The organism is Niabella pedocola (assembly GCF_021044425.1).
Taxonomy (GTDB): Bacteria; Bacteroidota; Bacteroidia; order Chitinophagales; family Chitinophagaceae; genus Niabella; species Niabella pedocola.
This window is the reverse complement of record NZ_JAJNEC010000007.1, coordinates 744,422-760,492: the sequence shown is the minus strand read 5'-3', so window position 1 is coordinate 760,492 and position 16,071 is coordinate 744,422. Positions and strand designations below refer to the sequence as shown.

11 protein-coding genes are annotated in these 16,071 nt (G+C 48.2%); 9 read left to right on the top strand and 2 right to left on the bottom strand.

Going from position 1 to position 16,071, the window contains the following annotated elements:
- Positions 1-60 precede the first annotated feature (60 nt).
- Positions 61-2,448 carry an alpha-ketoacid dehydrogenase subunit alpha/beta gene (locus tag LQ567_RS24025; RefSeq protein WP_231008460.1) on the bottom strand — a complete coding sequence of 796 codons (2,388 nt, stop codon included), beginning with the start codon at positions 2,446-2,448 and terminating at the stop codon, positions 61-63.
- A 136-nt stretch (positions 2,449-2,584) separates the two neighbouring features.
- Here LQ567_RS24025 and LQ567_RS24020 point away from each other — a divergent pair, with 136 nt between their 5' ends.
- From LQ567_RS24020 to LQ567_RS24010, 3 genes are all read left to right on the top strand, one after another.
- Positions 2,585-2,974, top strand: a complete 390-nt coding sequence (locus tag LQ567_RS24020) for a DUF1573 domain-containing protein (protein WP_231008459.1) — start codon at positions 2,585-2,587, stop codon at positions 2,972-2,974.
- 93 nt (positions 2,975-3,067) lie between these two features.
- On the top strand, positions 3,068-4,264 hold the full coding sequence (locus LQ567_RS24015; RefSeq protein ID WP_231008458.1) for a pyridoxal phosphate-dependent aminotransferase: 1,197 nt from the start codon (positions 3,068-3,070) through the stop codon (positions 4,262-4,264).
- Between the two features lie 306 nt (positions 4,265-4,570).
- The gene (locus tag LQ567_RS24010; protein WP_231008457.1) at positions 4,571-5,890 is read left to right on the top strand and encodes an ammonium transporter; all 1,320 of its coding nucleotides are present in this window, start codon (positions 4,571-4,573) and stop codon (positions 5,888-5,890) included.
- Between the two features lie 124 nt (positions 5,891-6,014).
- Here the strand turns inward: LQ567_RS24010 and LQ567_RS26145 are convergent, their stop codons facing one another.
- Positions 6,015-6,146, bottom strand: a complete 132-nt coding sequence (locus LQ567_RS26145; RefSeq protein ID WP_262909698.1) for a hypothetical protein — start codon at positions 6,144-6,146, stop codon at positions 6,015-6,017.
- A gap of 98 nt (positions 6,147-6,244) precedes the next feature.
- On the opposite strand from LQ567_RS26145, the gene LQ567_RS24005 reads away from it, so the two are divergent.
- The 6 genes from LQ567_RS24005 (at position 6,245) to LQ567_RS23980 (ending at position 15,876) form a co-directional block, all read left to right on the top strand.
- On the top strand, positions 6,245-9,295 hold the full coding sequence (locus LQ567_RS24005) for an amidohydrolase family protein (protein ID WP_231008456.1): 3,051 nt from the start codon (positions 6,245-6,247) through the stop codon (positions 9,293-9,295).
- 17 nt (positions 9,296-9,312) lie between these two features.
- A complete protein-coding gene (locus LQ567_RS24000; RefSeq protein WP_231008455.1) occupies positions 9,313-10,590 on the top strand; it encodes an amidohydrolase family protein in 1,278 nt (425 codons plus the stop codon).
- A 403-nt stretch (positions 10,591-10,993) separates the two neighbouring features.
- Positions 10,994-11,632 (top strand): TetR family transcriptional regulator, encoded by a 639-nt coding sequence (locus tag LQ567_RS23995; protein WP_231008454.1) that lies wholly within the window; start codon positions 10,994-10,996, stop codon positions 11,630-11,632.
- A 39-nt stretch (positions 11,633-11,671) separates the two neighbouring features.
- Positions 11,672-13,009 (top strand): TolC family protein, encoded by a 1,338-nt coding sequence (locus LQ567_RS23990; protein WP_231008453.1) that lies wholly within the window; start codon positions 11,672-11,674, stop codon positions 13,007-13,009.
- A gap of 30 nt (positions 13,010-13,039) precedes the next feature.
- On the top strand, positions 13,040-14,155 hold the full coding sequence (locus LQ567_RS23985) for an HlyD family secretion protein (protein ID WP_231008452.1): 1,116 nt from the start codon (positions 13,040-13,042) through the stop codon (positions 14,153-14,155).
- A 134-nt stretch (positions 14,156-14,289) separates the two neighbouring features.
- Positions 14,290-15,876, top strand: coding sequence for a DHA2 family efflux MFS transporter permease subunit (locus tag LQ567_RS23980; RefSeq protein ID WP_231008451.1), 1,587 nt, complete (start codon positions 14,290-14,292; stop codon positions 15,874-15,876).
- Positions 15,877-16,071: the final 195 nt, after the last annotated feature.

The following is a 16,071-nucleotide window of genomic DNA, read 5'->3' as shown; positions in this document are numbered from 1 at the left end:
TTGAGAATTGAATTTTCAGATTTAAGCTTTCAGCCAGCAGTCGGGTGCTGGAAGTGAAGATCACTCGCGCATCATATCAATCAGCACTGCCGCAATTTCCTCCGCATTGGGTTTGCTGAAATAGTCGCCGTCGCTTCCGTAACCCGGGCGGTGTTCCTTTGCGGTAATCGTACGCGGAGCTACATCCAGGTAGCGGTATCCGCCTTGTTCTTCCATTACTTTATTAAACATATAGGCCGCTGCACCTCCGGGCACATCCTCATCAATAAAAATAATGCGGTTGGTTTTCTTTAATGAATCTAAAATCCGGTGATGCAGGTCAAACGGCAACAGCGTTTGCACATCAATCAGCTCACAGCTGATGCCCAGCGGGGCAATCTTCTGTAATGCGTCCTGGATGATCCGAAGGGTAGAGCCATAGCTAACGATGGTGATATCGGAGCCTTCCTGCAATACCTCCGGTATACCCAGCGGAACGGTCATCGTGTCCAGGTTTTCCGGCAGCCGTTCTTTGAGCCGGTAACCGTTCAAGCTTTCTACGATCAGGCCGGGATCATTGCTTTGCAGCAGCGTATTATACATGCCGGCGGCCTGCACCATATTGCGGGGTACGCAAATATGGATGCCCCGCAGCGAGTTAATGATCATGCCCATGGGTGACCCGCTGTGCCAGATACCTTCCAGCCGGTGGCCCCGGCTCCGGATAATAATCGGACAAAACTGTTGTCCGCCGGTACGGTACTGAAGTGAAGCTACATCATCGGTCAGTGGTTGTAGCCCGTATACCAGGTAGTCGAGGTACTGGATTTCGGCAATGGGTCTTAATCCTCTTAAGGCAAGTCCGATCCCGCGTCCCATAATGCTCAGTTCGTGGATGCCGGTATCCGAGATCCGCTCTACACCGTGCTTTTTTTGTAAGCCGGCAAATCCCTGGTTTACATCTCCGATCTGCCCCAGGTCTTCTCCAAATGCCAGTACCTTGGGATTGATGGCAAAGAGCTGGTCAAAATAATGGTTCAGGATCTCATACCCGTTGATCAGCGGTGAATCTTCGGTAATCACCGGAGCTACCGCCGGTACCTTTAACGCGCTTTTAGCGCCCTCGTTATATAAATTTGAATTATAAATAACAGCATTTTCCTTGCACAACGCATCATAGTATGTTTGTATACTACCGGCTTTATCACCACAGATAAGAATGGCTTTGTACAAGGTTTGTAATACATTTTTGCGGAGCGGCTCCCGGTTGGTAACCAGGTCGGGAATCAGCTTTTTTAGTTCGGCACCTTTTTCAGGTACTTCCTGTATCAGCTGGGTCAGCAGGTTTTTGGTTTGCTCCACCTGGTCCTTAATCGGTTTCAGATAGGCCTTCCAGGCATTGTCGCGGCCTTCTTTTACATTTTTCCGTGCATCCGCTTCTATTTTTTCAAGTGTAGCTTCGTCTGTAAGCCCGTTTTTCAGGATCCATTCCTTCATTTTTTTCAGGCAATCGCGCTCCCGTTCCCATTCCAGGCGTTCGGTGGATTTATACCGCTCATGGCTTCCGGAGGTGCTGTGCCCCTGCGGTTGTGTAAGCTCGTCTACATGAAACAGCACCGGGGTATGGGTTTCGCGCGCCAGGGCAATGCCTTCATCAAAGGCCTCGATCATTCCCATATAGTCCCAACCCTGCACTTTTGAAATATAAAAGCCGTTGGTACCTTCTTCTTTCTCAAATCCTTTCAGGGCTGCGGAAATGGAGCCTTTTGTGGTCTGCATTTCACGCGGTACTGAGATCCCGTACCCGTCATCCCAAACAAAAATAACAAGCGGCACCTGCGCCACACCCGCTGCATTTACGGTTTCCCAAAAATGGCCTTCGCTGGTAGAGGCATCCCCAATGGTACAAAAGCAAACCTCGTTGCCGTTGTTGGATAAGTTTTTAAACTGCTGCAATTCCGGTACTTCCCGGAAACTTTTGGAGGCGTATGCCAAGCCAAAGGACCGGGGCATCTGAGCGGCGGTAGGCGCCATATCCGTGGCCGTGTTCTTGATCTCGGCCAGTTTCAGCCAGTTACCTTCCGCATCCACATTCCGGCTGGTGTAGTGGCTGTTCATTTGCCTTCCCATGCTGAATGGTTCATTTTGCGGATCCGGATCTGCGTACAACTGTGCAAAATATTGTTGCGGGGTTCCCACGCCAATGGCAAACATAAAGGTCTGGTCGCGATAATACCCGCTGCGCCAGTCACCCGGTTTAAAAAATTTAGCCATCGCTACCTGGGCTACTTCCTTTCCGTCTCCAAAAATGCCAAATTTTGCTTTGCCGGTCAATACTTCTCTACGTCCCAGCAAGCTGGTTTCACGGCTCAGGCAGGCAATATAATAGTCATGAAGAACGCCATCTTTGAACCGATCAAAAGAAAGCATTTCACCCGGGGTAGTAAGGTTGGAAGTCTTATTCTCCATATTGGCAAAAATAGGGATATCACAATATACTCATTGCTGAATAATTTTTCAAAGAACCGTGCAACTTTTGCAAACTGTTGAACATCTATATCGTAATTTTGTTGTTTTTACATCAGTCATCACAAAAAATAGGAATATGAAGAAATTTTATCTTTTAGCGGTTTTGTTTTTGGTGGGTTTTGCAGTTACAACTCAGGCGCAGGAAGCAACACCTGCAGACCAGGTGATTAAAATGGCAAAAGAAAAATATGATCTTGGTAAAATCAAGTATAAAGAGGCCACTACCTTTTTTATGGAGTTTACCAATATCAGCAAAAAACCGGTGATTGTAGAGAACGTAGTGGTGGGTTGTGGTTGTACGGTTGCTGAAAAGCCTGCAGCACCCATTATGCCGGGAAAAGTAGGTAAAATAAAAGTAGGTTATGATGCTACCGCTCCGGCGGGTCAGCCTTTTAATAAAGATGTTACCATAAAAATTAAAGGTGTTCAGCCCAAAACAGTGTATTTTACGGGTGAGATCATCTAAAGAGTTTAGTTTTTTTTAGTTTTATTGAACAGTTTCAACTTATTCCATCTGTAAAGATGGAATTTTTTTATTTTTGCCCTCTTATTTTTCAGTATGCTTAGAATTTCTCAAAGAGGAGTAGATATGCCGGCTTCACCCATCCGGAAGCTGGTTCCTTATGCCGAAGCGGCAAAACGAAGAGGGATGACGGTTTATCACCTCAATATCGGCCAGCCCGATATCGAAACCCCTCCGGCCATTATGCAGGCGGTAAGGGATGTGCAGATGCCGGTACTGGAATACAGCCACAGCGCGGGCAATGAAAGTTACCGCCGTAAGTTGGTGCAATACTACCAGCGGATCGGGATCCAGGTTACGCATGAGCAGATCATGGTAACCACCGGTGGGAGCGAAGCCATATTATTTGCATTCTTCAGTTGCCTGAACCCGGGCGATGAGGTAATTGTGCCCGAACCGTTCTACGCGAATTATAATGGGTTTGCCTGCACGGCCGGTGTAAAGGTTGTGCCCATTCCATCTTCGATCGATACCGGGTTTGCATTGCCGCCCGTACCGGAATTTGAACGGGTGATCTCCGACCGGACCCGGGCCATACTGATCTGTAATCCCAATAACCCTACCGGCTATCTTTACAGCCGGCAGGAGGTGGAAGCACTGGGCGTTATTTGTCGGAAATACCAGTTATACCTTTTTTCGGACGAGGCTTACCGGGAATTCCGCTATGCCGATACCGAATACATCAGCGCGCTCCAGCTGGAAGGACTGGATGAAAATGTTGTGCTGCTGGATACCATCAGCAAGCGTTACAGTGCCTGTGGTGCGCGGATCGGCGCACTGGTTACCCGCAATGCGGCCATATACAGTACGGCGCTGAAATTTGCGCAGGCGCGCCTGAGCCCACCAGGGCTGGCTCAGATCATGGGCGAAGCAGCCGTAGATCTTCCCGAAGATTATTTTGATGGTACCAAGGAAGAGTACGAACGCCGCCGCGATTTGCTCGTGCGCCGGCTGAATGCTATGGAAGGCGTATTTTGTCCTAACCCCGGAGGCGCTTTTTATGCAATGGCCCGGTTACCGATCGATGATTGTGACCGGTTCTGCCAATGGTTGCTGGAATCGTTTAGCTATAAAAACCAAACCCTGATGCTGGCGCCTGCAACCGGCTTTTATGCCACACCGGGGTTAGGGATCAACGAGGTACGCCTGGCTTATGTACTCAACACAGATGCCATTAACGCCGCTATGGATTGCCTGGAGCAGGCGTTAAAAGAATATCCCGGTAAATACTGATACCCGAATCAAGTGATTTTTAAGCCCTGGCAACAGGGCTTTTTTTATGCTTCTGAGCGCAAAAAGGTATGCGATAATAAATATTGGAATAATTTTTAATGTTTGTACTGGGGTGCTGAAAGCCTAGTAAATGGCGGAAAACGGGCTCTTTTAAATATTATAAATAAAATAATATGAATAATTTTATTGTTTTTTTTAAATATTTTGATTTTTGATGCATATTTTTGGTGAACAAACAGTCTGTTTTTATTCCTATTTACATTTTGTGATTGATAATTTAAAATACTAAATTTACGTAATATGTCAATGACTCGAAAACTAGCTATCATCCCCTTTGCATTGTTGATCCTGATTGTAATCCTCAGTTTATTGTTTGGCCATAATCCCACCGAAATAAAACAATTCGCGGAGATCAATTCCGGTGACACGGCCTGGATGCTGACCTCGGCAGCCCTTGTTTTAATCATGACGCCAGGCCTGGCTTTCTTTTATGGCGGCATGGTAAAAAAGAAGAATGTAATTTCTACCATGTTGCAAAGCTTTATTTGCATGGCAATTGTTTCGATCATTTGGGTGGTTTTCGGATTTAGCCTGGCCTTCGGTGATTCCATCGGCGGTTTTATCGGCAACCCGGGAACCTTTTTCCTGATGAACGGGGTGCTGGAGCATAAACCCTGGTCACTGGCGCCCACGGTACCGTTAGTGGTGTTCGCCTTCTTTCAGTTAAAATTTGCAATTATAACGCCGGCGCTGGTAACCGGAGCGTTCTCCGAGCGTATTCGCTTTACCTCTTATATATTCTTTATATGCCTGTTTATTATTTTTATTTACTGCCCGCTGGCGCATGCTACCTGGCATCCGGACGGCTTTTTATTTAAATTGGGTGTGTTGGATTTTGCGGGAGGCACGGTAGTGCATATGAGTGCGGGACTTGCTGCACTGGCCGGAGCTATTTACCTTAAAAAGAGGACGGACACCAGCGAAAACAAGCCTGCCCGGATCACCTATGTACTGTTGGGTACCGGCTTGCTGTGGTTTGGCTGGTTCGGGTTTAACGGCGGATCTGCCATGGGCGCCAACGCGCTGGCGGCCTCGGCATTGGCTACTACCGCCGTGGCTTCAGGAGCTGCCGCATTTGCCTGGGTTATTTTTGACGCGCTGAGAGGTAAGAAACCGTCTGCTATGGGTACAAGCATCGGAGCTGTTGTAGGATTGGTGGCTATTACTCCTGCAGCAGGTTTTGTAAGTCTTCCGCATGCACTGGTAATAGGAGTGGTTGCGGCCATCATCAGCAATATGATGGTAGAATGGAGAACAAAGACCGGTATCGATGATACCTTGGATGTATTTCCCTGTCACGGTATAGGTGGTATGGTGGGCATGCTGCTGACCGGTGTTTTTGCAAATAAGGCCATCAATACGGCCAACACCACCGGTAATGGGTTGTTCTTTGGTGAAACCAAATTGTTTACCACCCATGTATTGGTGCTATTGGGAGTGATTGTATTTGTGTTGGTGGCTTCGTTCATTCTTTTAAAAATAACCGACCTCATCACTCCGCTGCGCGCCAGTGAGGATGAAGAGCTGGAAGGCCTGGACCGGTCGCAACATGGTGAAAGCTTATAAACGCCATATATAAGGCTGCCTGTATACGGCAGTATTGTGGGAGGCCCATCGGTCTCCCACAACTTTTTAATACAGATCCCACCCGGATGTGCAAGGTGGCAGAACTGGCTGTAAAGCAGATAATTTATTCGATCCGCCGGCCTTCCTCCAGTATGATGCCTGCTACCGGTCGGGTGCCTGGTATGGTCCGTTCCGGAATGCACATGCAGCGTTGCCGGTATCCTTGCTTAATGCCGTGTACAAAGTTTGTTGCCATACCTGCGGTTGCAGGGTTATGCATTGTCTATGATTGGTTTTCAAATGAATCTGCAGAAACGGATTATTTTTCCTATTTTCCTGAAAATTTCTTTGCGAATGAAAAAATTGCTACTGCTGCCGGTGAGTTGGCTGCTGAGCCTGGCAGCTACCGGCCAAACTACCTTTCCGGTTAATGGTGTTGCGGATCCTCGGTCCGGATATTATGCCTTTATAAATGCTACCATTATTAAGGATCCGGCAACCACATTGCAAAAGGCTACATTGATTATAAAAGAGGGAAAAGTAGTCAGTGTGGGCAACAGTGCGCCTCCTGCGGATGCAGTAGTGATCGACTGTAAAGGTAAATTTATCTACCCTTCCCTGATCGATATATATAGTGATTATGGGGTATCTGCATCGCAGCGTCCGTCAGACCCCTTCGATTATACAGCTCCCCAGCAATTTGGCAGTGCCACCAAAGGCGCTTATAGCTGGAACCAGGCTATTAAAAGTGAAACCAATGCCGCGGACCTGTTCGGTACCGATGACGGAAAGGCGCAGCCGTTACGGGAGCTGGGTTTTGGAACTGTATTATCGCATTATAAGGATGGCATTGCCAGGGGTACCGGTGTGGTAGCCACATTATCTGCAAAGAAAGAAAACCTGGTCATTATAAAGGAGCGGGCAGCGGCCTTCTATTCCTTTAACAAGGGCTCCTCCAGGCAAAGCTACCCTTCGAGCACGATGGGAGCCGTAGCGCTGCTGCGGCAAAATTACCTGGATGCACAATGGTACAAGACCCGGCCGGCAAAAGAGGGTATTAATAAAACACTGGAGGCCTGGAACGAACAGCAGGCCCTGCCACAGATCTTTGAAACAACCGATAAATGGGCCGGTTTGCGAGCAGACCAGGTGGGAGATGAGTTTGGAGTGCAGTATATTATAAAAGGAGGGGGAAATGAATACCAGCGCATCCAGGAAATTGCGGCTACTAAAGCGCCTTATATCCTTTCGCTGAATTTTCCGGATGCTCAAAAGGTGGAAGATCCTGCAGACGCCCGGTTTATTGCCTGGAAAGACCTGGCCCACTGGGAGCTGGCTCCCACCAACCCCGCGGCTTTTGAGAAACAAAAGATCCCGTTTGCATTAACCGCTGCGGATCTGAAGGATCTGAAAACGTTCTGGCCGAATCTTCGGAAGGCACTGCTGGCGGGACTTTCAGCAAAAACCGCGCTGGAGGCATTAACAACCACTCCGGCTACGTTTTTAAAAATAGCCGATCGCGTAGGCCGCCTGGAGCCGGGTTACCTGGCAAATTTCCTGATCACCAATGGTGAGCTGTTTGCAGAAAAAACCACCGTACTGGAAAATTGGATCCAGGGCGAGCGTTACGATATCAATGCAAAGAACAGTACCGAGCTAAAGGGACAGTACGCATTGCGGGTTACCGGGGCGGGAGGTGTAACGGACTACCAGCTGGAAGTAAAAAGCAACAGCCTGGCCACAGTGAAAGCAAATGAACCATTAACTACCAAATTCAGTGCCGACGGTAATCTGGTATCGCTGAGCTTTTCATTAAAACCTACTACCAAAGTCATCGGGACCGGGCAAAAGGATTCTGTGTTTGAAAACAAGCAAGCCGGAGCGTTGATCCGGCTGAGCGGTGTAAATTATGGAGATAGCTGGCAGGGCGTGGGCGCCAATGAAAAAGGATTACCGGTAAGCTGGATGGCAACCCTTACAAAAGAAACGGCTGCAGGGAAAGATTCAGCGCGCCAGGTTTGGGAACAACCCGAAGCCCGTGTGGTATATCCCTTCAGCAGCTACGGAAATGCGCGGTTGCCGGAGCAGGAAACCATCCTGATAAAAAGTGCCACCGTATGGACCAATGAGGCCGGTGGCAAACAGGAGCAAACGGATGTGCTGGTAAAGAACGGGAAGATTGCACAGATCGGGAAAGGACTTGCTGCAGCGGGGGCACGGGTGATTGATGGTACCGGCAAACACCTTACACCAGGTATCATCGACGAGCATTCACACATTGCAGTGTTTTCCATAAACGAGGGTGCACAGTCCGTTACTTCTGAAGTAAGGATCGGCGACAATCTGAACCCGGAGGATATCAATATTTACCGCCAGCTGAGCGGTGGGGTAACCACCTCCCAGATCCTGCACGGGTCTGCAAATACTATTGGCGGGCAAAGCCAGCTGATCAAGCTGCGCTGGGGTACAGATGCCGAAGGACTTAAGTTTAAAGGAGCCGATCCGTTTATAAAATTTGCATTGGGCGAAAATGTAAAGCGTACTACGGTTACACAGGGAAACAACCGGTTTCCGGATACGCGCATGGGCGTATCCGAAGTGCTGAATGATGCCTTTCAGCGAGCCCGCGATTATGAAAAGGCGTTGAAATCGGGCGATAAAACCGTCCGGCGCGACCTGGAGCTGGATGCGCTGGTGGAGATCCTGAATCATAAGCGCTTTATAACCTGTCATAGTTATGTGCAAAGTGAAATACTGAGCCTGATTCACATAGCAGAGAAATATGGCTTTAAGGTAAATACCTTCACCCATATACTTGAAGGGTATAAGGTGGCCGACCGTATCCGCCAGCACGGAGCAAATGTATCCACGTTTTCAGACTGGTGGGCCTATAAGACCGAGGTGCAGGATGCCATACCTTACAACGCCGCGCTCATGCAGCAGCTCGGTCTGAATGTATGCATCAACAGTGATGATGCGGAAATGGCAAGAAGATTGAACCAGGAAGCTGCAAAAACGATCAAATACGGGGACGTGTCTGAAGAAGACGCGTTAAAAATGGTCACCCTTAATCCTGCAAAGGCCCTCCACATCGATAATCGCGTAGGCAGTATTAAAGTAGGGAAGGATGCGGACCTGGTGCTATGGAGCGATGATCCGTTGAGTATTTATGCACGTGCCATGTATACCCTGGTAGATGGAACCATCTACTTTAACCGGGAGCAGGACCGGGAATCCCGCGTACAGGCGGCGGCCGAGCGTAACCGGTTGTTGCAGAAAATGCTGTCGGCCGGTAAAAACGGAGCGCCCACAGTGCCTGCCAAACCTACGGCGCAGGTGGTGCTGCATTGTGAAGAGCATGAACAGACCACCGGTGTGCTGGACGTAGACGCATTTGATCTTTAATCATAAAACCATATTTCATGAAATTTTTGATATATATTTTTGTACTGTTCTTGGTTGTTCCGGCAACCGCGCAGGATGATATTTATCCTGCAAAAAAGCAAACCGGAACGATCATTATTAATAACGGTACCATTCATACGGGCACGGGCCAGGTAATACCCCGGGGGACAGTAGTTGTTACGGACGGCAGGATCCAGAAGGTGGGCGACCGGCCGGAAAATATGGCCGGTGCCACGGTGATCGATGCCGCGGGTAAGCATGTTTACCCCGGGCTGATACTAGCCAATACGGATCTTGGATTACGGGAGATCCTCAGCGGTGTACGAGGCAGTAATGATTACTATGAGCTGGGCGACTATAACCCGGATGTACGGTCCATAGTGGCCTACAATGCCGATTCAAAGGTTATCAATACACTCCGGTCGAACGGTATCCTGCTGGCGAATGTGGCACCTTCCGGGCGTTTTTTAACCGGAACCTCATCCGTGGTGCAGCTGGATGCCTGGACTTGGGAAGACGCCCTGTATACCGCAGATATTGGTATGTTTCTGAACCTGCCTGCATTGTTCCGTTCGCCACGCTCCTCGGGGGGCGATCCGGTAAAGGAAGACATGAAAAAGATCGAAGCACTAAAGGTCTTTTTCCAGGAAGCAAAGGCCTACCTGAAAGGAACGGAGCGTAGGGAAACCAATCTTAAGTTTGAAGCAATGCGGCCGCTGTTTGAACAAAAACAACAACTGTTTATTAACGCCGATATCTCCAGGCAGATCTTAATGGCCATCGATCTCGCAAAAACCTTTGGCATCCGTGTGGTGATCGTGGGCGGCAGCGACAGTTACCTGCTGGCAGATTTGCTCAAGCAGAATCAGATTCCTGTTATCCTTAACTCGATCCATGCCCTTCCTACAATGGAAGATGACGACGTGGATCAACCCTTTAAGACACCTGCAATATTGCAGAAGGCCGGCGTGCTTTTTGCACTCAACGATAATGAAGGATCGAGCCGGTACCGTAACCTGGCGTTCTTTGCCGGCACTGCCACTGCGTACGGACTTTCCAAAGAGGAAGCGTTGCAGGCGATTACACTTAATGCGGCGCGGATCCTGGGAATTGAAAAACAGACCGGCTCACTGGAAACCGGCAAGGATGCAAATATTGTGATCGCCACCGGCGATATCCTGGATATGAAAAGCAGCGTGGTAACCGATGCGCTGATCCAGGGGCGGAGGATCGATCTGAATAACAAACATAAACAACTGTACGAACGGTACCGGCATAAATACCAGTTGCAATAATCCTGTTGCTCTAAAAGCTCGACGCATTTATAAGCACCGGCCGACGCCGTTTGCTGCCACTTTGCGTCGTTGCGGAAAATAAAAAGCACGCTATGCCGTTGCCGGAATTGCATGCCTGTGCTGCTGCCAAGGCTTCGGCAACCGGCGGGTTTTCACGTGCGGCCTCAAAATTCCGGGACCCGCAATATGCATGATCTCCAAACCTTGGAGCGGCAGCATTCAGTTTTGTAATTCAATTAAATAACAACAAATCTTCTTTTATGGCCAAGCCAATGCCGGCTTTAAAGGGCTGATACGCATGACTTGACATGGGTTAATTTTTCTACCCGATTTGTAGAAAATTAAACAAGTGTTTGAATTTTTAAACAACTGTTTAATACCTTTGTGGTGGAAATTTTTAAAGGTGACAGCAACATTTACACAAAAGCAACTGGAAATTATGGAATCGGCGGTGAAACTCTTTGCAGGCAAAGGGTTCGACAATACGTCTGTTCGTGATATTGCAAAGGCTGCCGATGTAAATGTAGCCATGATCTCTTATTACTTTGGTTCGAAGGAAAAGTTGCTGGAGGCCATATTTATAAAATATGTAACCACCATGCGGGGCAAACTGGAGGAGATCGTTTTTGCCCACGATGTAACACCGGCCGAAAAGATCGACCGGATCATTGAAACCTATATCGACACCATTGCCGCTAACCGGCATTTTCATTTGCTGATGGTGCGGGAGCAGGGGGTGATGAAGAATAAAGTGATGTATGACGGGGTTAAGAGCCTGAAACTGAAAAATACTTCGCTCATCAAAAGTGCTATAAAAGCCGGGGCCAAGGCCGGGATCTTTAAGAAGAATGTCGATATCACCATCCTGGCATTAACGGTATTTGGTACCATTAACCAGGCCTTCAACACTCAGCGGTTTTTGTGTGAGCAATACCGGATCGACCCGGATAATGAAGCCGAGTTTTTAAAAGTGATCATCCCCCGGCTGAAAGTACACCTGAAGGCCGTTGTCAGAAGTTATCTGCTGGTGGCAGATAAATAGATAGAAGAACGTATAACTCGTAAAAGCTGATTTTAGTATATGAATAAGAAAATAACAGCCATTGCAGCCTTCTTTCTGGCGTTTATGGTGTTGGGCAATCATCTTGCTGCCCAGGAAGTGAAACGGCTTTCTGTGAAGGAAGCGGTGGAACTGGGTTTGCAAAGCAGCAAGCATTTAAAGATCGACCAGGCTAAAGTACTGGAGGCTACAGCGGCGTTGGAGGAGGCAAAAGACCGTCAGTTGCCCGACTTTAAAGTAAGCGGATCCTATCTGCGTTTAACAACCGCCAAGATTGATCTGAAAACGGCACAAAAACAGGAATCCACATCTGAAGGTAATAGCGGTGGCGGTGTTCCGAAGATCTCGCAGGCAATGTATGGGATGGCCAGCCTGTCGCTTCCGATATATGCGGGCGGTAAAATCAAATATGGCATCCAGTCTGCCAAATACCTGCTGGAAGCCGAAAAACTAAGCGCAGGTAACGATCAGAATGCTATCGTGTATAATCTTATTGAAGCCTATGCCAATCTTTTTAAAGCGGCACAGGTGATCAACGTGATCAAAGAAAACCTGGTGGCCTCTCAAAGCCGGGACTCGAATTTTATACGGCTGGAAAATAACGGACTGATGGCCCGCAACGACCGGTTAAAGGCACAACTGCAAACCTCCGATATTGAGCTGCGGCTGCTGGAAGCGCAAAGCAATTATAATATCGCCAATGTCAACATGGACCTGTTGCTGGGTTTACCCGAAAGCACGGTGATTGAAGTAGATCCGGAGTTCATCAACCAGGTGCAGGAGGAACATCCGTATACTTACTATGAGGAACAGGCGATCGGGCACCGAAAGGATATGCAGGCGCTGGCCTACCAGCAAAAAGCCGCAGACCTGGGAATAAAAGCGGCCAAGGCGAATTACCTCCCTTCGCTGGCATTGACCGGCGGTTATGTGGCGGTAAACATTCCTAAATTCCTTACGGTAACCAATGCGGTAAATGGAGGAATCGGTGTTCAGTATAACCTGTCCAGCCTTTGGAAAACCGGTGCTTCCATTAAAAAGGCAAAAGCACAGGCACTGCAATTATCCGCTTCGCAGGAAATGCTTTCCGATAATATCCGCCTGCAGATCAACAGGGATTATCAGAATGCATTGCTGGCAAAGAAAAAGATCGAAGTGCATGATAAATCCCTGGTTCAGGCAGCCGAGAATTATCGCATCACAAAAAATAAATATGACAACAGCCTGGTTACCATCACCGACCTGCTGGATGCCAATGTAGCATTGTTGTCTTCAAAGATCAATGTACTAAATGCAAAGGCCGATGCCGCCCTGGCCTATCAGAAATTGCTGGAAAGCGCGGGCGCATTAGCACAGTAAATTAAAAAGCTTATTATAAATCGTTATACCATGGCAAACGGACAAGTTCAGGACCAATCAAACGAAACAAATCAAAAGAAGAAAAGAAGCCCTGTATTCTTTATCATACTTGCAGTACTGGTATTGGGCGGTGGTTATTTCGGGATCACATCGTATATCCACAGCAAGCACCATGAAGATACAGATGATGCACAGGTGGCTGCCAACGTTAACCCGGTTATTTCCAAGATCTCCGGTTACATCGCTGAAGTACGCGTAAAAGATAACCAGTTTGTACACAAAGGAGATACCCTGGTGTTGCTGGATACAAGAGATCTGAAAATGGCGCTGGAACAGGCTGAAGCAGCTCTGGCTACCGCACGCAGCAATGTGGATGCTGCCCGGGCGGGAACAGAAGCGGCCCATAAAAGTATCAGTACGGCTAATGCGGCTGTTGCTACCGCCGATGCACAGATAGAGGCCGCGAAGGTAAATGTATGGCGTACCACAGAAGATCTGAAGCGCTATGAGAACCTGATAAAGGATCATTCCATTACCCAGCAACAATATGAACAGGCGCTTGCCGCAAAGCAAACCGCAGACCGGCAGCTCGCGATTCTGAAGGAGCAGCGCGGACAGGCAACAGCACAAACCGGAGCTGTTAGCTTTCAGACAAAAGCCACTTCCAAGGAAATTGGCGTTACATCGGCTACCGCACACCAGCGGGAAGTAGATGTGGAAAATGCAAAATTGAACCTGAGCTATGCCGCTATCGTGGCACATGAGGATGGCGTGGTGTCTAAAGTTCCGGTGCAAACCGGCCAGTTTATCCAGGCAGGAGCGCAACTGTTCAGCATTATCCTGAACAATGACAAATGGGTGGTGGCAAACTTTAAAGAAACCCAGTTGTCAAGGATGGTGGCCGGACAGAAAGTTGAAGTCAGTGTGGATGCTTTTCCGAAGCACCCCTTTGAAGGCGTAGTGAGCTCATTTGCTCCTGCAACCGGATCTGTTTCTGCATTACTGCCTGCAGATAACGCCAGCGGCAACTTTGTAAAAGTGGTACAACGGGTTCCGGTAAGAATAGAATTCGTAAATAAAAATGATTCCCTGATCCAAAAATTACGCGCCGGTATGAATGTACTGGTGGATGTGCATCTTAATTAGTGAGCAGTGAATAGTGAATGGTGAATAGGCGTAGGTTACACGCGCATTTCTGCCTGCTCACATTTTGCATCGCACCATTGGCAATTGAGTATTCACCACCACCAGACCATTTACAATAAACAGATATCGAAATTATGCAACAGCAAGACTCCCTTGTAGAATATGGTGCGCGGCGCGTGATTGTTACCGTGACTGCGATCATTTGTGCGTTGCTTGAAATAGTAGACAGCACGATTGTGAATGTGGCGTTGAACGACATGAAGGGAAACCTTGGAGCCACGCTATCGGAAGTAGGTTGGGTGATTACGGCCTATGCGATCGGAAACGTGATTATTGTACCCATGACCAGCTGGCTCTCCCAGCAATTTGGGCGGAGAAACTATTTTGCGGTATCCATTGTATTGTTTACCGTTTGTTCCTTTTTGTGCGGTAATGCCTCCAATATCTGGGAGCTGGTAGCCTTCCGGTTCTTACAGGGTGTAGGCGGCGGCGCCTTGCTGGTAACCTCTCAAACAATCATTACCGAATCGTATCCTGTAGAAAAACGGGGCATGGCCCAGGCGATCTATGGGTTGGGTGTAATTGCCGGTCCAACACTGGGGCCTCCGCTCGGCGGTTATATTGTGGATAATTTCAGCTGGCCCTACATTTTTTATATCAATATCCCTCTTGGTATTATAGCTGTTCTGCTCACCCTGCAGTTTGTACGCAGTCCGAAATATGCTGAAAAAAAGGCCGCGCATGAAATTGACTGGCTGGGTATCTTTTTGTTAAGCGCTACCGTTGGTTCCCTGCAATATATACTGGAGCGGGGCCATGAGGACGACTGGTTCTCGAGTAAGGTAATTGTGGTGCTGACGATCACAGCGGTTTTGGGATTGTTCTTTTTTATCTGGCGCGAGCTTACGTATAAGAATCCTATTGTGGAGTTGAGGGTGTTAAAGAACGGGAATCTCCGGATCGGTACCGTGATGTCTTTTATACTGGGCTTTGGTTTGTATGGTTCTACGTTTATTGTTCCTCTGTATACGCAAAGCATCCTGGGGTGGACGGCGCTTCAGGCGGGGATGCTGATGATACCGGCTACGCTGGCAACTGCATTTATGATGCCCTTTATCGGGCGGATGATTGCCAAAGGGGTTCCCCAGCAATATTTGGTGGCTACCGGGTTGTTCCTCTTCTTTGTTTATAGTTTCTGGGGATATAGGATCATTACGCCGGATACCGGGAAGGATGCATTTTTCTGGATGCTGATTGTGCGCGGGGTAGGGTTGGGATTATTGTTCATTCCCATTACCACATTGGCACTGTCTACCCTTAAGGGCCAGGAAATTGGCCAGGGGGCAGCGTTTACGGGCATGATGCGTCAGCTGGGCGGTTCTTTCGGGGTGGCGGCGATCACCACGTTTATTGCCAACCGGAATATACTTTACCGCAACGACCTCGTGTCGAAGCTGGATGTGAACGACCTGAATGTACAGCAGCGCGTCAGTGCCCTGCAACACAGCTTTACCGCAAAAGGAATGACGCCGGATGCAGCCCTGGAATCGGCACATAAGATCCTCGATTTTACGGTAACCAAACAGGCCACCGTGCTTTCTTATATGGATGTATTCCTTTACCTGGGTTTGATGTTCCTGATCTGTATTCCTTTTATCCTTTTCATTAAAAAGAAAAAAGGGAAACAGGAAAAAATGGATATGGGAGAGATGATGCATTAAAGGGGAACGGTTCCCGGTTTCTGGGTTGAGGGTTTGGATTCCTGATGTAATACTGAGAACTCCTGGTTCCGGGTGGTTCAATGTCTATTTCCGTAGACCGGATGATGATATTTGTTATATACCAATTAGTGCCTTGCGCTAATTGGTTTTTTTGTTATGCCATTTTGCGGCTTTCGATACAACTTCCAAAAGTCA

What these genes read in the sequence shown, in the direction of transcription:
- LQ567_RS24025 (WP_231008460.1), bottom strand. Translation starts at nt 2,448, where the DNA reads ATGGAGAATAAGACTTCCAACCTTACTACCCCGGGTGAAATGCTTTCT.
- LQ567_RS24020 (WP_231008459.1), top strand. Translation starts at nt 2,585, where the DNA reads ATGAAGAAATTTTATCTTTTAGCGGTTTTGTTTTTGGTGGGTTTTGCA.
- LQ567_RS24015 (WP_231008458.1), top strand. Translation starts at nt 3,068, where the DNA reads ATGCTTAGAATTTCTCAAAGAGGAGTAGATATGCCGGCTTCACCCATC.
- LQ567_RS24010 (WP_231008457.1), top strand. Translation starts at nt 4,571, where the DNA reads ATGACTCGAAAACTAGCTATCATCCCCTTTGCATTGTTGATCCTGATT.
- LQ567_RS26145 (WP_262909698.1), bottom strand. Translation starts at nt 6,146, where the DNA reads ATGGCAACAAACTTTGTACACGGCATTAAGCAAGGATACCGGCAACGC.
- LQ567_RS24005 (WP_231008456.1), top strand. Translation starts at nt 6,245, where the DNA reads ATGAAAAAATTGCTACTGCTGCCGGTGAGTTGGCTGCTGAGCCTGGCA.
- LQ567_RS24000 (WP_231008455.1), top strand. Translation starts at nt 9,313, where the DNA reads ATGAAATTTTTGATATATATTTTTGTACTGTTCTTGGTTGTTCCGGCA.
- LQ567_RS23990 (WP_231008453.1), top strand. Translation starts at nt 11,672, where the DNA reads ATGAATAAGAAAATAACAGCCATTGCAGCCTTCTTTCTGGCGTTTATG.
- LQ567_RS23985 (WP_231008452.1), top strand. Translation starts at nt 13,040, where the DNA reads ATGGCAAACGGACAAGTTCAGGACCAATCAAACGAAACAAATCAAAAG.
- LQ567_RS23980 (WP_231008451.1), top strand. Translation starts at nt 14,290, where the DNA reads ATGCAACAGCAAGACTCCCTTGTAGAATATGGTGCGCGGCGCGTGATT.